20 protein-coding genes are annotated in these 21,224 nt (G+C 43.7%); 4 read left to right on the forward strand and 16 right to left on the reverse strand.

What is annotated here, in order from left to right:
* Positions 1 to 22 precede the first annotated feature (22 nt).
* Positions 23 to 523 (forward strand): GNAT family N-acetyltransferase, encoded by a 501-nt coding sequence (locus JK188_RS03185; RefSeq protein WP_336431243.1) that lies wholly within the window; start codon positions 23 to 25, stop codon positions 521 to 523.
* A 50-nt stretch (positions 524 to 573) separates the two neighbouring features.
* Here the strand turns inward: JK188_RS03185 and JK188_RS03190 are convergent, their stop codons facing one another.
* The 13 genes from JK188_RS03190 to JK188_RS03250 all read right to left on the reverse strand — a co-directional run bounded on the left by JK188_RS03190 (position 574) and on the right by JK188_RS03250 (position 13,717).
* Positions 574 to 933: a helix-turn-helix domain-containing protein gene (locus tag JK188_RS03190; RefSeq protein WP_154637990.1), complete on the reverse strand. Its 360-nt coding sequence runs from the start codon at positions 931 to 933 to the stop codon at positions 574 to 576.
* A gap of 2 nt (positions 934 to 935) precedes the next feature.
* Positions 936 to 1,241, reverse strand: coding sequence for a type II toxin-antitoxin system HigB family toxin (locus tag JK188_RS03195; RefSeq protein WP_211886739.1), 306 nt, complete (start codon positions 1,239 to 1,241; stop codon positions 936 to 938).
* 139 nt (positions 1,242 to 1,380) lie between these two features.
* Positions 1,381 to 2,097 (reverse strand): purine-nucleoside phosphorylase, encoded by a 717-nt coding sequence (deoD, locus tag JK188_RS03200; protein WP_006657106.1) that lies wholly within the window; start codon positions 2,095 to 2,097, stop codon positions 1,381 to 1,383.
* Between the two features lie 83 nt (positions 2,098 to 2,180).
* Positions 2,181 to 3,404: a phosphopentomutase gene (gene deoB / locus JK188_RS03205; protein WP_036950225.1), complete on the reverse strand. Its 1,224-nt coding sequence runs from the start codon at positions 3,402 to 3,404 to the stop codon at positions 2,181 to 2,183.
* Positions 3,405 to 3,484: 80 nt separating this feature from the next.
* Complete coding sequence (gene deoA, locus JK188_RS03210) at positions 3,485 to 4,807, reverse strand: thymidine phosphorylase (RefSeq protein ID WP_036950222.1); 1,323 nt, start codon at positions 4,805 to 4,807, stop codon at positions 3,485 to 3,487.
* Between the two features lie 101 nt (positions 4,808 to 4,908).
* Positions 4,909 to 5,688 (reverse strand): deoxyribose-phosphate aldolase, encoded by a 780-nt coding sequence (gene deoC / locus JK188_RS03215; RefSeq protein ID WP_108479208.1) that lies wholly within the window; start codon positions 5,686 to 5,688, stop codon positions 4,909 to 4,911.
* 460 nt (positions 5,689 to 6,148) lie between these two features.
* Positions 6,149 to 7,444, reverse strand: coding sequence for a NupC/NupG family nucleoside CNT transporter (locus tag JK188_RS03220; protein ID WP_036950218.1), 1,296 nt, complete (start codon positions 7,442 to 7,444; stop codon positions 6,149 to 6,151).
* A 295-nt stretch (positions 7,445 to 7,739) separates the two neighbouring features.
* Positions 7,740 to 8,525 (reverse strand): TatD family hydrolase, encoded by a 786-nt coding sequence (locus JK188_RS03225; protein ID WP_211886741.1) that lies wholly within the window; start codon positions 8,523 to 8,525, stop codon positions 7,740 to 7,742.
* Positions 8,518 to 9,594, reverse strand: coding sequence for a patatin-like phospholipase family protein (locus JK188_RS03230; protein ID WP_211886743.1), 1,077 nt, complete (start codon positions 9,592 to 9,594; stop codon positions 8,518 to 8,520). The genes JK188_RS03225 and JK188_RS03230 overlap by 8 nt, the downstream gene beginning before the upstream one ends.
* Positions 9,595 to 9,736: 142 nt before the next feature.
* Entirely contained in the window at positions 9,737 to 10,150 is a 414-nt protein-coding gene (locus JK188_RS03235) for a BON domain-containing protein (protein WP_036950212.1), read from the reverse strand.
* 266 nt (positions 10,151 to 10,416) lie between these two features.
* Positions 10,417 to 10,560 (reverse strand): Hok/Gef family protein, encoded by a 144-nt coding sequence (locus JK188_RS03240; protein WP_108479205.1) that lies wholly within the window; start codon positions 10,558 to 10,560, stop codon positions 10,417 to 10,419.
* Positions 10,561 to 10,871: 311 nt separating this feature from the next.
* Entirely contained in the window at positions 10,872 to 12,461 is a 1,590-nt protein-coding gene (gene prfC, locus JK188_RS03245) for a peptide chain release factor 3 (RefSeq protein ID WP_036950211.1), read from the reverse strand.
* A gap of 185 nt (positions 12,462 to 12,646) precedes the next feature.
* Complete coding sequence (locus tag JK188_RS03250; protein WP_211886745.1) at positions 12,647 to 13,717, reverse strand: tartrate dehydrogenase; 1,071 nt, start codon at positions 13,715 to 13,717, stop codon at positions 12,647 to 12,649.
* Positions 13,718 to 13,813: 96 nt separating this feature from the next.
* Here JK188_RS03250 and JK188_RS03255 point away from each other — a divergent pair, with 96 nt between their 5' ends.
* Positions 13,814 to 14,758: a LysR substrate-binding domain-containing protein gene (locus tag JK188_RS03255; protein ID WP_211886747.1), complete on the forward strand. Its 945-nt coding sequence runs from the start codon at positions 13,814 to 13,816 to the stop codon at positions 14,756 to 14,758.
* Positions 14,758 to 15,663: a helix-turn-helix domain-containing protein gene (locus JK188_RS03260; protein WP_211886749.1), complete on the forward strand. Its 906-nt coding sequence runs from the start codon at positions 14,758 to 14,760 to the stop codon at positions 15,661 to 15,663. The genes JK188_RS03255 and JK188_RS03260 overlap by 1 nt, the downstream gene beginning before the upstream one ends.
* A 63-nt stretch (positions 15,664 to 15,726) precedes the next feature.
* Here JK188_RS03260 and JK188_RS03265 read toward each other — a convergent pair whose 3' ends face one another.
* From JK188_RS03265 to JK188_RS03275, 3 genes are read right to left on the reverse strand one after another with little or no spacing between them, the layout of a single operon-like run.
* Positions 15,727 to 16,680 carry a PDR/VanB family oxidoreductase gene (locus JK188_RS03265; RefSeq protein WP_211886751.1) on the reverse strand — a complete coding sequence of 318 codons (954 nt, stop codon included), beginning with the start codon at positions 16,678 to 16,680 and terminating at the stop codon, positions 15,727 to 15,729.
* A 17-nt stretch (positions 16,681 to 16,697) separates the two neighbouring features.
* Positions 16,698 to 18,146, reverse strand: coding sequence for an NAD-dependent succinate-semialdehyde dehydrogenase (locus tag JK188_RS03270; RefSeq protein WP_211886753.1), 1,449 nt, complete (start codon positions 18,144 to 18,146; stop codon positions 16,698 to 16,700).
* A 24-nt stretch (positions 18,147 to 18,170) separates the two neighbouring features.
* Entirely contained in the window at positions 18,171 to 19,298 is a 1,128-nt protein-coding gene (locus JK188_RS03275; protein ID WP_211886755.1) for an aromatic ring-hydroxylating oxygenase subunit alpha, read from the reverse strand.
* Positions 19,299 to 19,590: 292 nt separating this feature from the next.
* Here JK188_RS03275 and JK188_RS03280 point away from each other — a divergent pair, with 292 nt between their 5' ends.
* Entirely contained in the window at positions 19,591 to 21,153 is a 1,563-nt protein-coding gene (locus JK188_RS03280) for a BCCT family transporter (protein WP_211886757.1), read from the forward strand.
* Positions 21,154 to 21,224 lie beyond the last annotated feature (71 nt).

Raw genomic sequence — 21,224 nt, forward strand, 5'->3', positions numbered from 1 at the left:
CGATAATAAAAGGAAAAACTTTGTGAACAACGTAATGATACGTAGAGCCACCTTGGACGATGTCCACGCTATTACACAAATGCACGCAGATTACTCCGCTTATGCCAACACTTTGCAATTGCCTTATCCCACTGAGAAAACGTGGGAAGCGCGACTAGGTGCTAATGATCCGCTGGTGACTCAATTTGTCGCCACACTGGATAATGCAGTGGTTGGGCTACTTGTCGTACATCAACCAGCTCAAATACGTCGCCGACATGTAGCGAGTTTCGGTATTACTGTGAGCCAGGCTCATCAAGGCAAAGGAATTGGTTCAAAATTAATGCAAGTTATGGCGGATTACTGTGACAATTGGCTGAATGTTCACCGCATTGAATTAGAAGTCTTTGCCTCTAATGGTAGCGGCTTGGGTCTATATGAGAAATTTGGCTTCAAGCAAGAGGGGATTTTGCGTGATTACGCTTTTCGTGATGGTGAGTATGTGGATGCGATAGTGATGAGCCGAATTAAATCGAAAATTTAAGCAGATATATAAATTAAAAATGCCACTCGAAAGTGGCATTTTTAAGTCCATTAAACACCAACTAAGCTACGTAACGGGATCCCAAATTGGCAATGTAAACGCCGGATCATCGGTAGAGTTAACTTTCGCTTTCTATTTAAAATCTCGTAAACTCGATTAGACTTTCCAATCGCTGCTTCTAAATCTTTAACGGTTAAGCCTTGCTGCTCCATTCGGAATTTAATCGCTTCAATCGGATCAGGCGCTTCAATCGGATAATGTCTCTTTTCATACTCTTCAATCAATAGACACATCACTTCAAAATAGTCCCCTTCTGGGGTATTCAACTCTGGCTCGTTATCAAACATCGGAGAGACCGCTTTTAATGCCGCCTCATAGTCTTGTTCCGTTCTGATGGGTTTAATTTGCATAATCATGACAGTAACTCCATCGTTTCTGCGTCAATTTCATCATATTGTTCATGAGTTCCTATGAACTTCACAAATATCCATCCACGCTGATATGCAATCGCAACAATGAGTCGATAATAATTTCCCTTTATATTAAAAACCACACGCTTATTTTTTAAAATACTGGCGTTTCGGTACATTCCTTTTATATCAGCAGGTGTTTTCCATGCAGCTTTTACCGCTTCATCAACCCAAGCTTTCAGTGGCTGCTCCGTTTCAGGGTATTTAACCCAAAAATCTTTCAGAGTTTTAATGGATATGATTTTCATACCGCATTTATAGTCCCATTTCGGGAGCATGTCAAATTTAAGTCCTATTTTGGGACTATCAATAAATATTCTTCTTTCCCAAAAAAAATGCCACTCGAAAGTGGCATTTTTGTATTCAGATTAGAGCGTTAATCAACGATTATTTATCGCCTAGCAGAACTGAATCCAGTGCGATTTCAATCATTTCATTGAACGTTGTTTGACGCTCTTCTGAAGTTGTTTGCTCGCCAGTTTTGATGTGATCAGAAACGGTACAGATAGTCAGTGCGCGGGCACCAAATTCAGCAGCCACACCGTAGATACCTGCGGCTTCCATTTCCACGCCGAGGATGCCGTATTTTTCCATCACTTTAAACATGTCTGGATCTGGAGAATAGAACAGATCCGCAGAGAACAGGTTACCAACACGAACGTTTACGTTACGCGCTTTTGCCGCTTCAACCGCGTTATGCACTAAGTCATAATCTGCAATTGCCGCAAAATCATGGTCTTTGAAACGCTGACGGTTCACTTTAGAGTCTGTGCATGCGCCCATACCGATAACCACGTCACGCAGTTTCACGTCATCCATGACTGCGCCACATGAACCAACACGGATCAGCGTTTTAACGCCAAAATCAGTGATCAACTCTTTTGCATAGATGGAGCATGAAGGAATACCCATTCCATGACCCATAACGGAAATTTTACGACCTTTATAAGTCCCTGTGAAACCTAACATACCGCGTACGTTATTCACTTGGCGAACATCTTGAAGGAAAGTTTCTGCAATGTACTTCGCGCGCAGTGGGTCACCCGGCATCAGTACGACGTCTGCGAAATCACCCATTTCTGCATTAATATGTGGAGTAGCCATTCGTATTCCCTTTTAATCATTAAAATTGTGCACAATAAATAAGGCAGTTTCCTGCCTTATTTTCAAATCACCCTGTCGCAAGCTTAAAACATCGGCTTACCGTATTCCATTGGTGATAAATCAAAATAATTCGCGACTGTCTGGCCAATATCCGCGAACGTTTCACGGTGACCTAAAGAACCAGGTTTAACTTTTGGTCCGTAAACCAGCACTGGGATGTGTTCACGAGTGTGGTCTGTGCCTGGCCAAGTTGGGTCGCAGCCATGGTCAGCGGTTAAGATCAGAATGTCGTCTTCTTTAACCAGTTTCAGCATTTCAGGTAAGCGGCTATCGAATAACTCTAATGCTGCGGCATAACCAGCAACATCACGACGGTGACCGTATGCAGAGTCAAAATCTACAAAGTTAGTGAAAACGATGGTGTCATCACCCGCGATTTTCATCTCTTCTAAGGTTGCGTCAAACAGAGCATTAATACCTGTTGCTTTGATTTTTTTGGTGATACCAACGTGTGCATAGATATCGGCAATTTTACCGATAGATACCACTTCACCTTGTTTTTCTTCCACTAATTTTTGCAGAACGGTTGGCGCTGGTGGCTCTACCGCTAAGTCATGACGGTTACCCGTACGCTCAAAGTGACCCGCTTTGTCGCCAACAAATGGACGCGCAATGACACGACCGATGTTGTAACCACCTTTGGTTAACTCTTCACGGGCAATTTCACACAGCTCATACAATTTGTCTAAGCCGTAAGTCTCTTCATGGCACGCGATCTGGAATACAGAGTCCGCAGAGGTATAGAAAATTGGCTTGCCAGTTTTCATGTGCTCTTCACCCAGTTGGTCCAGAATGACCGTACCCGATGAGTGGCAGTTACCTAAGTAACCCGGTAAATTGGCTTTTTCTACCAGTGTATCCAGCAATTCTTGTGGGAAACTGTTTTCGTGTTTTTCGAAATAGCCCCAATCAAACAGAACAGGAACGCCTGCAATTTCCCAGTGACCAGACGGCGTGTCTTTACCTGAAGATAACTCGCTTGCATAACCATATGCACCGATAATTTCTGCATTTGGATCCAGACCCGCAGGGAATTTTCCGCTTGATTCTTCCCCTGCTTTTCCTAAACCTAATTTTGTTAAGTTCGGTAGGTGTAATGGACCTTTACGACCTTTGTCTGCTTCCCCGCGAGCACAAGCTTCTGCGATATGACCCAGAGTGTTCGAACCTTCGTCGCCGAATTTGTGGGCATCACCTGCAGCGCCGATCCCGAAGGAATCCAGTACCATGATAAATGTGCGTTTCATATTTATTCTCCTGCGATACAGCTTATCTGTTCATCGCGTCATCTAACCCGCACCCTTCTGTGAAAGATGCGGATATCGGTTTATTCACTAATTTGACGATAGACCATTGGTGTCGCTTCTGGGGCTTTATCCCCAATAATCATAGCAGCGCGAACTTCTTTCGCCGCCTCTTCCCAGGATTTTTCGCTATTGGCATGAATGATCGCAAGTGGAGTTTGGGTATCAACTTTGCTACCTAATGCTGCGATATCACTTAAACCAACGCTGTAATCGATAGAATCTGAAGCTTTACGACGACCACCACCTAACGTTACCACAGACATACCCAGTGCTCGTGTGTCCATTTGTGTGATAATGCCCGCTTGAGGCGCGTAAACGGCTTTACTGAGGACAGCTGTTGGCAGATATTTGCTGTAATTCTCAACAAAATCTTTTGGCCCTTTTTGTGCTGCGACCATACGCCCAAACACTTCAGCCGCTTTACCGTTATCCAGCACCGCTTGTAATTTCTGACGCGCATCGTCACGATCCGATGCCAATTTACCTGAAACAAGCATCTCCACACACAGCGCCATGGTGACTTCGAACAAACGTGGGTTACGGTATTCGCCCGTCAAGAATTGCACGGCTTCGCGGACTTCAACGGCATTACCGGCGCTAGATGCCAGTACCTCGTTCATGTCAGTTAATAATGCGGTGGTATTGCAGCCTGCTCCATTGGCGACTTGCACGATAGATTCAGCCAGTTGCTCTGATTTTTCGTAGGTTGGCATAAATGCACCAGAACCCACTTTAACGTCCATCACTAACGCATCTAACCCTTCGGCTAATTTTTTACCTAAGATAGACGCAGTGATAAGTGGAATAGAATCCACAGTCGCCGTGATATCGCGAGTCGCATAGAAACGCTTGTCAGCTGGGGCTAGAGAGTTAGTTTGACCAATAATCGCTACGCCCACATTTTTGATAATGTCGCGGAAACGTTCATCATCAGGGAAGATATCAAATCCAGGGATAGCTTCGAGCTTATCAAGGGTTCCACCGGTGTGACCTAAGCCGCGACCGGAAATCATCGGAACATAACCACCACATGCAGCGACCATTGGGCCTAACATTAATGAAGTCACGTCACCCACGCCACCGGTGGAGTGTTTATCCACGAGTGGGCCATTAAGATTCAGTGATTTCCAATTTAATACGGTACCTGAGTCACGCATCGCTAGCGTTAGCGCAACACGTTCTGGGGTTGTCATATCATTGAAATAGATGGTCATTGCTAGGGCTGCAATCTGACCTTCAGAAACCGTGTTATCACGCACACCATTAATGAAGAAGCGGATCTCTTCCTCGCTTAATGGTTTGCCATCACGTTTTTTACGAATAATTTCTTGAGCGAGAAACACAATAGGCTCCTTAATTCACATCGAATTCTTCGGCTAAATAGTCACGGCTGTTACCCAAGTGAGATTGGGCAACAGTCTGATGTCACTAATAATTGCGATTATTAATAGCTACTAGAGGATTTTTTAACGTCAAATCCCAGCGTATTTAATAAATTCGCTAATAAGCTAGATGCGCCGAAACGGAAATGGCGAGCATCAGCCCAGTTATCGCCTAAGATTTTGCTTGCTAAGGCTAAATATTGTGCTGCTTCTTCAGCGGTACGAACGCCGCCAGCAGGTTTGAAACCAACACTTTTCGCAACGCCCATATCATGAATGACTTGCATCATGATTTCTGCGCTTTCTAAAGTGGCATTTACAGGCACTTTACCTGTAGATGTCTTAATAAAATCAGCACCTGCATTAATTGAAATTTCAGACGCTTTACGGATTAAAGCGGCATCTTTTAGTTCGCCAGTTTCAATGATCACTTTAAGTAATACATTTGCAGCCGCACAAGCATCTTTACATGCTTTCACTAAATCGAAACCGATTTTTTCATTACCAGCCATCAGTGCACGGTATGGGAATACAACGTCAACTTCATCCGCACCATAAGCAATGGCAGCTTTAGTTTCTGCTAAAGCAATCTCAATATCATCATTACCATGTGGGAAGTTGGTGACGGTTGCAATGCGGATATCTGGCGTTCCTTGCTCACGTAAAGTTTTACGTGCGATAGGAATAAAACGAGGATAAATACAGATAGCAGCGGTGTGACCTGCTGGGCTTTTTGCCTGGTGACATAAGGCGATCACTTTTGCGTCAGTGTCGTCGTCATTTAACGTGGTTAAATCCATCAGGGTCAGTGCGCGTTGCGCTGCTGCTTTTAAATCAGTCATATAACTCTCCAACGATGTTAATTCTTTCAGAACGATACGTTCTTTGTTGGCGAGCGGGCTTGTTCCATAAAGATGCTAGTTAGGTTTTCCAAACTCAGCAGCTGAGATCCATCTCACCGCACGATGCCCTAGAGCCAGTTGACTCTATGAACTATCAGTTCCGTGGCAACTTACTGTTACCTATTTGACCACGTAACTGGGGTATTTTATGCGCTACAAATCACATTTATCGACTGAACGTTACATTATTAAATATATATTCGTGAACGATATCACAATTCCACGGGTAATTGCTCACTCTTTGTCAGCCATTATACAAGCTGCAGCCTTCTCGTCTTAAATTGATTACGTTAAGAATAGTTGAAAAAGTAAGAGTTACGATAAAAACCAGAAAAAGAATATCGCAGAAGAAAATGACAGCGGAAAGACCAATCGCCTTTCCGCTACACAAACAGGGGGATTACATTGCGGTCATTGCAGCTAATGTTAAGAAGAAGCCAGCAATCGTTGCACTCATTAAGTTAGAGAGTGTACCCGCCATAACAGCTTTCATACCTAAACGAGCCACATCACTACGGCGATTTGGTGCCATTCCACCTAAACCACCCAGCAAAATTGCTACAGAAGATAAGTTCGCGAAACCACACAGTGCAAAGGAAATAATCGCTTTAGTATGATCAGACAGAACTTGTTTGCCCGCCGCAATCACATCCGCATCTGCTTTCATATATTCGCCGAAGTTCATGAAAGCAACGAATTCGTTTACAACCACTTTTTGCCCGATGAAAGAACCGGCAATTGTCGCTTCGCTCCACGGCACACCAATCAGGTATGCGATTGGGGCAAATACCCAACCTAGTAATAATTCGAGGGATAATTGCGGATAGTCAAACCAGCCACCCACGCCACTTAAAATACCGTTAATTAATGCAATTAATGCGATGAACGCCAGTAACATTGCCCCCACGTTCAGAGCCAGTTGCATACCGGATGCTGCACCAGATGCGGCTGCATCGATGATGTTCGCTGGGCGATCTTCTTCTGCCACTAAATCTTTAGCATCCACATCATCTTTAGCAACTTCAGTTTCAGGAACCATTAACTTAGCAAACAGTAATCCACCCGGTGCCGCCATGAAGGATGCCGCAATCAGATATTCCATTGGAACACCCATTTGCGCATAACCCGCTAATACTGAACCCGCTACAGACGCTAAACCACCACACATGATGGCAAACAGCTCAGAGTTAGTCATGGTAGAAATATAGGGACGAACAACCAGAGGCGCTTCAGTTTGACCGACGAAAATATTCGCGGTTGCAGACAGTGATTCGGTTCTTGACGTTCCCAGTACCTTTTGCAGACCACCACCTAGAATTTTGATGACCAGTTGCATGATGCCGAGATAATACAGGACTGCAATCAGAGATGAGAAGAAGACGATGATCGGCAATACACGGAAAGCAAAAATAAAGCCGCCGCCGCCAAATAATTCAAACATTTTGTCGGAAACTAGACCACCAAAGATGAAACTCATCCCATCTTGACCGTAACCGATAACTTTAGAAACACCGTCGGACATGCCTTGTAAAACGCTACGTCCCGCAGGGGAGTAAAGAACGAATGCGCCGATAGCGACTTGGATTAAAAAAGCACCGCCGACTGTACGAAGTCTAATTGCGCGACGATTGCTGGAGAAGAGAACGGCTATCGCAATAAGCACCGCCATCCCAACAATACTCAAAATGAGTTGCATGGAAGTATCCCTGTTCACTTAATTCTAGGTTAATGTATAAAGAAACTCGCAAGATTCCACGAATCTTAGTTCGATGATTATAACCAGTCATCATTAATAACCCCCAACATTCATCACAAATCCAAAGTGCAATAAGTAACATAAATTCAAATATTGTGACGAAAATCACAATAGAAGATCAGTTTAGTCTGGAAAGGCACTAAAGCGATAGTCGAAGAGGTAAAAAGCTGAATGGATTTACTCGGATAAATACATAAAATACTTAAGGAATAATTATTAATTGACTAATTATAGTCTAAATTAGATTAAATAACGTCCGGCTATTGTTGTAAAGTTGTTGTGCTATTTCATCCGGAGATTCGTGGCGCAGCTCACACAAAGATTGAAATACCCATTGAATACGCTCAGGCCGATTAGGCTCACCTTGAAAACCGGATACAGGCATATCCGGTGCATCGGTTTCAAACACAAGGCAACTTAACGGAAGTTGAGCCATCACTTGGCGGGTTTTATTCGCTCGCTCATAAGTGATTGTCCCACCTACGCCAATGTAATACCCCAGTTTCACAAAACTTTCGGCTTGAGAAAGACTGCCTGCAAAACCATGCACTACACCACGTGCGGGGACTTCATAGCGACGTAACATCGCAACCAACTGGTCATGGGTTTTTCGTGAATGCAGAATAACGGGTAAGTCAAACTGCTTTGCTAACTTCAATTGGCGCTGAAGCAATATTTGCTGCCTTTCAAACTGAGGATCTTCCATATAGAGGTCAAGCCCAATCTCTCCTACCGCCACGCATTTTTGGCTTTTACGCATCAGGAAATCCGTCAGTTTTTCAAAATGGGATTCTTGAAACTGGCTTAAATATAGAGGGTGAAATCCCATTGCTGCGTGGAGTTGAGAATACTCATGCGCTAAATTCCAGATGCGCTGAAAGTTATCCTGACTAACCGCAGGAATAATAATATCCGTAATTCCACCTTGCTTCGCGGTTTCTAGGCTTTCTGTAATTGCCTCACTGAACGGCGGAAAATCAAAATGACAGTGGGTGTCAATAAATCGAATATTATCACTCATGAGCAGGATTGCCTTGCAGGGCGCTAGCACTTGCTGCCTCGGCCGTCTTTCCTGCCAATAAAGACTCTCGCTGATCCTCCATATGCATCAATTCTAATGAATTGGTGTTCTTAGAAAATCGACTGAAATCAGCATCATTACTCGCAAACTGTTGAGCTAATGCGGCAATAAAGTAACGCCCACAGCGTCGTCCGACATGGTAATCTTGGTTTAAGGCGCTAATTTTGCTGCCTAAAGCACTGCTTTTCAGTGGTGTCGGTGGGTATATTTCAAAAATCTGCACGCCATCGGGTGGATTTTCGATGAATTCCTGGGTTTTTCGGTAACTCTTCAAGTGAACTTTTAACATGGCCGCCATGCGTTGCAGCGCCGAATTGTCACCTTCAAGCCAGCGTGTCATGCGTTTTACCCACTCAGGTGTAAAGTACATTTGAGAAGGTACAGTGCGGATCACAACTATCGTATCAGCCCCACGACGATAAGCTTCCTCGACAGGAATCGCTGCGCTTATTCCTCCATCGTGGTATCGCACGCCGCTAAACTCTACGCCAGTTCGATAAAATCCAGGAATGGCGCTAGAAGCACGAATGATATCCAACCAAGAATCCGCATCAGGCTGTAAAAATGCTGCTGAAAAATCATCGCTACGACTGGCTCCCATATAGAATTCACGACCAGAATCTAATAATTCAAGCCCTGCATCCATATTAAGTGGAAACTCTTTCGCCGTCGTTTCAATCAACCAATCAAGGTCAATTAAGTTTCCTCCACGAATAAATCTCAGCGGGTTAAAAAAATTAAGATTTGTGGTATAGCGAGTAATAACTCGGCGGGCATATCCGGCTTGACCACAAATATAAGCGGATAAATTTTGGGCACCCGCAGACGTCCCTATCATCAAATCAAAAGGGTTAAAGTTTTCTATCAGAAATTCATCCAATACACCGGCCGTAAAAATACCACGCTGACCGCCACCTTCGCAGATAAGGGCAGTTTTTCTTCCGTTAATTTCATCAGAAAACGCGAGTGGCTCAATCGTGCCTAAAGTGACTGGAACATGCTTTCCCATAGTAACCCTTTCTCTATATTGACGTGTATTTAATCAATCCCATTATAAATATGATTAAATTAAATGATTCTCATTAAACCGCTTTTCTCAGGGAGAGCAAATAGTAAAATGAGCTTTCGGCTGAAAGCCCATTTAAAAGAAATTACTTGTTCGTCAGAACTAAACCATTCTGTACTGATTTTACCCCTTTCGCGGTCGATGCAATCTGTACAACTTGATTTATCTGCTCGCTAGATTTGAGAAAACCAGAGAGGTAAACCACACCCTGAACAGTTTTCACCGACACACTATTACTTGGGAGCCCACTGGTACCTAAGAGTTTGCTTTTAATATCCGCAGTAATGGACGAATCATCAATATAGGTATCGGTGCTTTTCACACCACTAGAGATGGCATTACCTGTATCTTTTCCTGCCATTTCAACAGTTTTAGCTGCGCTGTCCCAAGTTTCTGAAGCTTGTTTTTTCAAGGCGCTATCAGATGATGAGCTACAAGCAAAAAGTGCCCAGCTCAATCCAATGACACCTAAAGAACGTAAAACGGCGATCTTTTTCATTGGAACCTTCCTCTTGGTATGATTAATAAACTAACAATGTCATAGCCTAAGTAAAAAACAGGTAAAAATAAAGCCAAATAACTTATCTTCTAGAGTATGACTCAAGGTAATTTTCAGTTTTGAGATAATTAATCTTAATTAGATGATTTGAATAAGAAATTAAAAATAATTGTCTAATATCTATCGATGAGAAAAATAGAAAAAAGGTGCCTGTATCACCTAACCCACAATCAGAGAGAAATGTGGGGGATCGCTCCCCCACCAGACTACTCAACGCATAACAGAGTAGCTTGAACCATTGTGTTTCCACTCACCACGTTAACCGAACAGAGTCGGTCTCGTAGCAGCAGTGAAAGGCACAATACCGTGGCGCACACGGTCATTAGCCCGATAAGAGCAAACTTGGTCATTCCTCTTGACTCCTGTACAAAAAGGAGACAGAATCCAATTGTCTGGGTTGGAGACTGCCTCGAGTTACTGTTAATTGAACTCGGGGCTTTCGTCTTTTTGGCCTCACAACTTATTATTCACTTAAACCAATAGTTTGCTTGAACCAAAATGATCCAAGCACCCACCGCCATCATAGCAGCATGCTCATCGCGAAAAAATACTGATTCGATTAGTTATAGCATTGAAAATATTAATAATTAATAGAATAAATAACAAAAATGGCCAACTCGGTTGACCATTTAAATATAAACACATTAATTAGAGATAATGATTAGTGTTCGCGTGTTTTGCGGAATCTCACTTCAGGATAACGTTCGCTGGTTAAATTCAAATTAACCATTGTCGGTGCAATATACGATAAGTTATCACCACCATCTAAGGCTAAGTTTTGCTCATTTTTGCGCTTAAATTCTTCGAATTTCTTCACGTCATCGCATTCAACCCAGCGAGCAGTAGAAACGTTAACCGCTTCATAAATCGCTTCAACGTTATATTCGCTCTTCAAGCGAGAAACCACCACGTCGAACTGGAGCACCCCTACCGCGCCCACAATCAAGTCATTATTGATTAATGGACGGAAAACCTGCACAGCCCCCTCTTCGGATAACTGCACCAAACCTTTCAGTAGCTGCTTCTGCTTCAGCGGATCACGCAGACGAATACGACGGAATAATTCAGGTGCAAAGTTCGGGATCCCTGTAAATTTCAGCTCTTCACCTTGCGTGAAAGTATCCCCAATTTGGATAGTACCGTGGTTATGTAAACCAATAATATCCCCTGCATAAGCATTCTCAACTTGAGAACGGTCACCCGCCATAAAGGTCAGTGCATCAGAAATCACCACGTCTTTCTTAATGCGAACTTGGCGCAGTTTCATCCCTTTTTCATAGGTACCCGAGACGATACGCATAAACGCAACACGGTCACGGTGTTTTGGATCCATATTCGCCTGAATTTTGAATACAAACCCAGTGAATTTTTCTTCTGTGGCTTCAACTTCACGCACATCAGTTTTACGTGCCTGAGGTGCAGGTGCCCACTCAACGAGACCATCAAGCATATGATCCACACCGAAGTTACCTAAGGCGGTACCAAAAAATACAGGGGTCAGTTCGCCCGCTAAGAATGCATCGTGGTCAAATTCATGGGAAGCCCCTTGAACTAGCTCCAGCTCTTCACGAAGCTGAGAAGCTAACTCATCACCAACAGCCGCGTCTAATTCAGGATTATTTAACCCTTTAACGATGCGAACTTCTTGAATTGTGTGACCTTGACCTGTTTGGTACAAAATGGTTTCGTCACGCAGTAAGTGGTAAACACCTTTGAATAACTTACCGCAGCCAATTGGCCATGTGATTGGGCAACAAGCAATTTTCAGCTCATTTTCCACTTCATCTAACAGTTCCATTGGGTCGCGAATATCACGGTCCAATTTGTTCATAAAGGTCAGAATTGGCGTATCGCGCAGGCGGGTAACTTCCATCAGCTTACGAGTACGATCTTCAACCCCTTTACCGGAGTCGATGACCATTAAGCAGCAGTCAACGGCGGTTAATGTACGATAAGTATCTTCCGAGAAGTCTTCGTGTCCTGGGGTATCTAACAAGTTCACTAAACAATCATTATAAGGAAATTGCATCACAGAGGTGGTGATTGAGATACCACGCTGCTTTTCCATTTCCATCCAGTCTGATTTGGCATGCTGGTTAGAACCGCGACCTTTTACCGTTCCCGCACGTTGAATTGCGTGTCCGAAAAGTAATACTTTTTCAGTGATCGTGGTTTTACCTGCATCGGGGTGAGAAATGATAGCAAACGTTCTACGGGTGCTAACTTCATGGAGAAAATTCTGATCTGTCATTTAACCGTTCTTTTCGTCTATATCCAGATTTGTATGGGCATCAGGAAGAGGCTCGAGGTGGCTCTAAGCGCAGCAAATCCGTATTGTTAATCGTAATTGGCGGTTATTTTCGCAGATCTTGGGGTTATAAACAATCAGAGCCTGAAATGTTAGGTGCTCCACCCACTGGATGGAGCCCAATAAATTTACATCGACGCTGCCACTAACTGAGCAATTTCTAGTCCTAATTCTTGTGTGCTGGCATTTCCGCCCATATCGCGAGTCAAGTGACGACGTTCACGAATCGCCGTTTCAACCGCTGACATGATCGTATCGTGCATTTCTTGACAACCGAGATGCTGCATCATCATCGCTGCCGCCCAGATAGTCCCAATTGGGTTGGCAATATTTTTCCCAGCAATATCTGGCGCAGAACCATGTACCGGTTCAAACATCGATGGAAACTGTTTTTCAGGGTTGATATTCGCTGACGGTGCAATGGCAATCGTCCCCGTACACGCAGGACCAAGATCCGACAAAATATCCCCAAATAAGTTTGATCCCACAATCACATCATAAAATTCCGGCATTCTCACTAAGTTAGCCGCAAAAATATCAATGTGGAATTGATCGACTTTCACATCTGGATACTGTTTTGCCATTTCAGCCACACGGCTATCCCAATACGGCATGGAGTGGAATAACCCATTGGATTTCGTGGCTGAACTTAAATGTTTTTTATCCCGAGAACGGGCAAGTTCGAAAGCATATTTTAAAATTCGGTCAGTCCCTTTGCGGGTAAAAATACTTTGCTGGGATACCATTTCATCTTCCGTCCCTTCATACTGAATCCCGCCAATTGCAGAATATTCGCCCTCTACGTTTTCACGCACTACATAAAAATCAATATCCCCTGGTTTTTTATCCGCTAATGGGCATTTAATTCCCTCAAATAAACGAACTGGGCGCAGATTCACATATTGATTAAACGCACGGCGGATTGGTAGTAATAAGCCCCATAAGGAAATGTGGTCAGGAACCCCCGGAAACCCAACGGCACCAAGGAAAATAGCATCAAATTTTTTCAGTTGCTCTAAGCCATCTTCCGGCATCATGCGTCCTGTACGATGATAGGTTTCACACGACCAATCAAAGTGTGTAAAGTTAAGTTTTACACCATGCTTCTGCGCCGCTGCCTCTAAAACACGTAATCCTTCAGGGATCACTTCCGTTCCAATTCCATCACCCGGAATGACTGCTATATTGAATTGTGCCATTTTCAACGCCCTTATTATTATCTATGCATGTCCTCCAGTTTATGGCTTGCTGTGATAAAGTATAGGCATGAACTGTAATCCCTAGGTTTACAAACTATGAACAAGCTACCTTTGCTTGAAGATATCCGTGTATTTGTCACCGCCGCCCGATTGATGAGCTTCTCTCAAGCGGCAGAGCAACTATTGGTATCTCCAGCCTATATATCGAAACGCATTAAATTACTGGAAGAAAACTTAGGGCAAACGCTGTTTTTCCGTAATGCTCGCGCCATTCAATTGACGCCTGAAGGGAAAATTGTTCTGCATAGTAGTGAGCGGTTACTGGAAGAATTGGAACGTATGCAGGGAGAATTACAAGCTTGCCGCGAGGAGATCAGCGGAGAGCTGCGCATCAGTTGCAGTACAGGCTTTGGTAGCACCTATCTGAATCCCTTTATTCTGGCATTACGTGCTGATTATCCTCTTTTAGGTATTGATCTGACGTTAACGGATCGATCTGTCGATATCATCAGTGAAAACATCGATCTTGATATCTGCATTGGCGGCACCATTTCGGATCAATTTATTGCACGCCGGTTAGCCCGCAATAGCCGAGTACTTTGTGCCTCACCTGCATATATTCAAAAATATGGACAGCCTTCTTTGCCCCAAGAGCTAGAGCAGAAACATTTGTGCATTACCATCAAAGAGCGCAATCAAGCTCCCGCAATCTGGAAACTAGAGCACCAACAAGAAAGCATGACCATCACACCGAATAGTAAATTAATGGTCAATAACGGTGAAGTCGCCAAACAGTGGTGTCTCAGCGGTGAAGGAATTTTATTACGTTCACTTTGGAGTGTACTTCCTGAACTTCAGTCAGGAAAATTAGTGCGCGTTCTACCACAATGGCATCAAGGTGCTGACGTTTTTGCTGTCTATTCACGTAGTTTACGTAATAGTGCTAGTCTTAGAGTTTTCATTGAAAATCTTGAAAAGTATCTCGCCACCCATTTACCACCCATCTTTGGGGATGAATATAACCAATTGGATGCCCATTAATGACCGAACCAGAGACTTTTAAAGAGCGCTTACTCAAGCTATTAAAACAGAAAAAAATGAGCCAGTTAAAAGTTGGGGAACAGCTTGGTGTTTCCCGTACTGCCGTCAATAAATGGACAAAAGGCGGCATGATTGACGAAGATAACCTCAATAAGCTGGCAGACTTACTCGATGTCGATAAGATTTGGCTCAAGTATGGTGAATATACGCAATCCCAACATTCCTTATCTGGAGTAGGCAGCACGCGCAATATCAACGAAGTGCATTTACAAGAATCGGCGGAGATCGTCACTTGGGAATGGGATTTATTGACTGGCGAACTGAATTATTCCGATAACGTTGAAGCGGTGTACGGCATAAAAATCACCACCAACGAAGATTTCTGGGCGTTAATGGATCCGGCATCCAAAGATAAGCTCGTCAATGGTTACTCCAAAATTATTAAAGAAGGCGGCGCCCATGAAATGGATTTTAAAATCAACTGGGAAGGTGACTACCGCTGGATAACATCCAGAGCCGCGGGCGTTAAAGGACCTAACGGCAAAGTCACAAAATTAGTTGGGATCAGCTTGGATAATACTGAGCGCAAAAACAATGAGTTACGTCTACGAAAAATCAAATGCTATTTTGATGTGTTACTGACACACTTCCAACATTTGGTTGCCTTTACCGACAAAGCCGGAGAAATCCTCGCCAGTAATCTTAAAAGCCAATCAACAGATATTGATTATTTAGCCTTACAGCGCCTTCTCTATCAGTTAGCCATTAATCATAAAACATGGCTCGACGATGTTATCCAAACAGGCCGTGGGCAAATTGTGTTTCAGGACAAGCAGATCACCGCCTACCATCATCTTAATGATGAGCATCAATCCTTCTTAATGTTTGAACTAAAACCCTCGTAAATATCAGCAAAAACCCCAGTGATTAAACTGGGGCTTTCCGGCTATCAACCTACACATTCGCCATCATAAATCCAACACCAGCCGTTTGCCCTTCGCTCGAGAAACACACAGCATCATGGTTTTTTGCTCCGCTTTCTCATCATCGTCAAGATACAAATCACGATGGTCGGCTTCCCCTTCCAAAATTGCCGTTTCACAGGTTCCACACACACCATTGCGGCACATACATTCCACCTTTATGCGCTTATCCGCTTCGATAACCTGCAAAATGGATTGATCTTCTGCAACTTGCAAACTAAATCCTGAGCGCTGAAAATGCACTTCAAAAGAGTCCCCTCCACTCGCCACCTCCCCAAAATTTTCAAAATGCACTCGTGCGCTGCCAAGATGCTGATTGCCCTGTTCAATGACTTCATTAATCAGTCTTTCAGGCCCACAGACATACACATGGCTATTTTTAGGTTGGGATTGGATTAATGTGGCAACAGGCATCCGTTGACCTTGGGATTTATCATAAGTGTGTAAACGGGAGCCAATACGCGCCTGCAATTCATCAACAAACGCTGCCGTCGCTTTATCACTGAACCCGTAATGAAGCTCAAAATCCATTCCTGAGTGCTCAAGCTCATACAAATAGGATAAAAATGGTGTGATCCCAATCCCTCCTGCGATCAAAATATGTTTACTGCTCTGCTCTTGTGCTAATGCGAAAAAATTTTGCGCAGGGGATAAATAGAGTGCATCCCCCTGCGCAATGTTATCGTGCATGAAAACAGAACCCCCTTTCGAGTTTTGATCACGCAAAACAGAGATACAGTAACGTTCGCACTGCTGAGGGTCGCTTATTAATGAATAAGCACGTTGTAGCCCAGTTTGCTCATCCATGTGAACCGTGACATGGCTACCCGCGCTAAACGGGTTAAGTTGTCCTTCTTGCGCCACGAATTCGAACATTTTAATGGTTGGGCTGACCTGTTCAATTCGGCTAACATTCACCGCTATTTTTTGTTGGCTCATCACAGTTCCTTTTTCCGTTACGCGATATCAAGGCACAAATATTTGATGCTTAAATAATCATCGATACCATAATGGGAGCCTTCTTTACCTAGCCCCGACTGCTTAACCCCACCAAACGGAGCCACTTCGTTTGAAATCAAACCGGTATTGATCCCAACCATGCCGCTTTGCAGCTTTTCAGCCACTCGGTAAATACGGTTTACATCCCGAGAAAAGAAGTAAGCGGCTAAACCATAAATGGTGTTATTGGCACGGCGGAGAACGTCACCTTCATCAGTAAACCGAATCAATGTGGCAATCGGGCCAAAAATCTCTTCATGGACGATATCCATTGAATCATCGACATCCACCAGCACTTTCGGATTGATAAAATGGCCATGCTCCTCAATTTCAGAACCTAATGTCACTCGGCGAGCACCTTTAGCAAGGGCATTCTCAAGCAGTTGGTTCATTCCATCAATCGCCTTAGTGGTGATCATCGGTCCAATATCAACACCAGCATCCACGCCATTACCGACTCTCAACTTGGCTACTTGTGCCACAAACTTTCGTTCAAATTCATCAAAAATGGCATCATGAAGATAAAAACGGTTAACGCAGACACAGGTTTGCCCACCATTACGGAATTTGGCTTGAATGGCGCTAGTGACCGCTTTATCAATATCCGCATCCTCGAAAACAATAAATGGTGCGTTTCCACCTAATTCAAGCGATGTTTTCTTGATAGTCGATGCACATTGCTCCGCTAATACACGCCCCACTTGGGTGGAACCCGTAAAAGAAAACTTACTGATCAGCGCATGTTTGGTCAGCCTTTCCCCTAAAATACGTGATTCTCCAGTCACCACGTTAAAAATACCCGCAGGGATCCCCGCTTCATCGGCAAGTTGAGCCAGTCCCAATGCGGTAAATGGTGTTTCGGTAGCGGGCTTGATGATGATACTGCACCCTGCTGCAAGGGCGGGTGCCGCTTTACGCGTGATCATCGCCGCAGGGAAATTCCATGGCGTAATTGCACTGCACACGCCAATGGGCTGCTTAATCGTAGAAAGGCGATTAGTTCCAACAGTTTGTGGGATAGTTTCCCCATAAACACGTTTTCCTTCTTCTGCGAACCACTCAATAAAAGAGGCGGCATAACGAATTTCGCCTTTTGCTTCATGCAGCGGCTTACCTTGCTCAAGAGTCATCAACAACCCAAGATCATCAATATTTGCCTCAATCAACTCAAACCAACGGCGCAAAATAATTGAGCGCGCTTTCGCAGTTAATTGGCTCCATCCCGCCATCGCGGCATGGGCTTGTTCAATGGCTTCATCAACCTGCGTCGCTGTTAGGCTGGGAATGGTGCCCAGCACAGTTTGAGAGGCAGGATTTGTCACGGGAATTGTTTTCTCCGCTTCCACCCAGCGACCATTGATATAGCAGGCTTGGCGAAATAGCGCGGCATGTTTTAACCTGTTCATCGTCACGTCTCCCATCCCTTGCGATTATTCCGTATGAGCGCCAGCCACAATTTTGTGGAAATGAGCAACACCGTGCTCACTGATCCCACTGCGTTGTCTATCAGCCATAATGCGCCCTTGACCACGATATCCACGGGAACGCAGACCTTTTTGTACACTTTCCACCAAACGTAAATCTTCAGGGCGGAATACCGTGCGGTACCATTCCACTAAATTTTTCTGATATTCAGTCAGCTCTTCATTCAGGAAATAGATATCGTAATGCTGCAATGTCTCGCCCGCATTCACAGGGAATTCATAAATCACCGTCATAAAATCGCCGCCAGGAGGCATATTGAACATGGTGCTTGGCCAAATCCAAAAACCAAAGAAGCGCGGGTCTAATACTGACTCATCGAACTGATAAGAAGATTCAGATGGCTTGGCTTTGCCGATTTGTACCGTCCAATTATCTTTAAGCAAATGCTCATACACATTCACATCCACCGAACTGGCAAAGCTAACGTGGTTAGTCGGGCAGTGATAGCATTCAATGTAGTTATCAACGATGGTTTTCCAGTTAGCTGGAGTATGGCTAACAAAACGCGCTGCTAATTTCAGGTCATTGATAACCGCGCACGCTTCTTCCATTTTTTTTGCTAAACCAGGTAGCTGCTCTTCAATTGGCTGAGGCTCACCGTCCGTCAGGTTTACATAGATAAAACCTGCGTGCTCAGTCACATGGAAAGAACTTAGTGACATCGCATCCGCTTCAAAGTTATTCACGTTTTCACAGTTGGTTGCATGCGCCAACTTCCCATCCAACTTGAATGCCCAGGCATGGTAAGGGCAGGTAATCACATTTTTCATTTTCCCGCCATCACCACTGATTAATTGATGACCACGGTGTGGGCAAACGTTGTAGAAGCCGCGCAGAACATCATCACGACCACGAACAATCACAAGGCTTTCACCGATTAATTGGCGAGTAATATAGGCATTTTTTTCTTTTACTTCGCTCACATGACCAACACAAACCCATGAGTTAGCAAAGATTTTTTCTTTTTCAAAATCAAAAATGTCTTCGGATGTGTAATAACGTGCAGGGATAGTCCATGCATTATCTATATCAAGGTGATCATTAATCGAAATGACTTTAGCTGCATTGCTCATAATTGCCCTCTCTTTTTGTAAACTTATAGTTAACATATTTTAGGCGGATGTTAACGAAGATCGCAATAATGATCAAACAAAATCTCAGTAGTTTTTATAAATAAAATTATTAACATTTCAATTCAATCAGTTGAGACATAATTCAATAATTACAATGTTAATGTTTAGTTAATTAGTTGTTGACTGGGTAATCTTTGCATGGCTATTCTCTGTAAACCCAAAGTAAGCATCACCTGCAAAATAACGACTCAACAAAAGAGATAATAAAGAAGTGAGCAACTGGAGAAGAGGTATGATGAATCATAAAAGGTCTGTATTTTACGTATCCCTCGCTTTTAGCCTGATCCTCATCGGCTTAGGGGCTTTTATTCCCGATAAACTGGAAACATTTTCACACTCTGCACTGAGCTTTATCTATAACAACTTAGGTTGGTTTATCCTTGGTGCTGTATTCATTTTTTTTAGCTTCTGTATGTACCTTGGATTTTCGAAATTTGGTCATATTCGCTTAGGCGATGATAATGACAAGCCGGAGTACAACACTGCCACTTGGGTCGGCATGCTGTTCAGCGCATCCATAGGGATCAGCTTAGTATTCTGGGGAGTCGCAGAGCCCGTTTCTTATTACATCAGCCCACCAATGGGACCTGGAATGACGGAGCAATCCGCAAAAACAGCGATGCAATATGTCTATTTGCATTGGGGTGTTTCGGCTTGGGCGTGTTATGCCTTAGTCGGGGTTTCTTTAGCTTTTTTCCAATTCAGAAAAAAATTACCATCCTCATTAAGTTCCGTGTTTTATCCATTAATTGGCAATCGTATTAAAGGGTCAATTGGAAAATGGGTGGATGTACTGGTCGTGTTATCCATTGTGATTGGTATCGCCACATCCCTCGGATTTGGTACGTTACAAGTCAACAGCGGAATGCACTATTTGTGGGGTTTGCCTGTTAGTATTTATATTCAAATCGCGATTATTGCCGTTGTGACTGTTATTTATATCGCCTCTACCATTTCAGGATTACAGGGCGCCATCAAGCATCTTTCTAACCTCAACATGTTGCTTGCCTTCGCATTAATGGGGTTTATTCTGTTTGCCGGTCCAACACAAACTATCTTGAAAGTACTGTTCCAAGGTATCGGAGATTACATGCAAAATTTCGTCAGCATGTCATTCCGTACTGAGCCTTATAATGATGGTTCGTGGATTGCTAACTGGACACTGTTTTACTTCGGCTGGTGGATTGCATGGGCGCCATTAGTAGGTAGCTTCGTCGCGCGTATTTCCAAAGGTCGTACAATCAAAGAGTTCATGATCGGTGCAGTATTTATTCCGGTATTAGGTTCATTTGCTTGGTTTGCGGTAATGGGCGGCTCAGCCATCCATATCATCCAAAATCTCGGTGAAGTGGCCTTAGCAGATGCAGTCAAAACCGATGTCACGTCTGCACTGTTTAAATTCTTAGATTATTTCCCTGCTCCGACGTTGATTAGTATTTTAGCCATGGTCTTGGTGATGGTGTTCTTTATTACGTCAGCAAACTCAGCGGTATTCGTCTTAGGTATGGTCAGTGAAAATGGTAATCCAAATCCAAGTCACGTGACCAAAACTATCTGGGGAGTGGTCATTGCAGCAATTGCTATCGTGCTTATAATGACGGGAGGGCTAACGGGTTTACAGTCCGCGCTTGTCGCCACAGCAATCCCACTTTCGGTGTTAATGTTGATTATGTGCTACTCAACCTATAAAGGTTTGAATGAAGAAGTCAAAGCCACGGCCAAAGTCAAAAGGAGCCTGAGAGAAAAAGTTGGGCGCCTGAGAAAACCTATCTTCACAGAAACAGAAAAATCATAAATTATAGGTTCGTTAAGACATAAAAAAACCACGGTGGCTGCTGATTTTATGGGATCACTTCAGGCTACCGT

Source organism: Providencia sp. JGM181, from assembly GCF_018257375.1.
Taxonomy (GTDB): domain Bacteria; phylum Pseudomonadota; class Gammaproteobacteria; order Enterobacterales; family Enterobacteriaceae; genus Providencia; species Providencia lanzhouensis.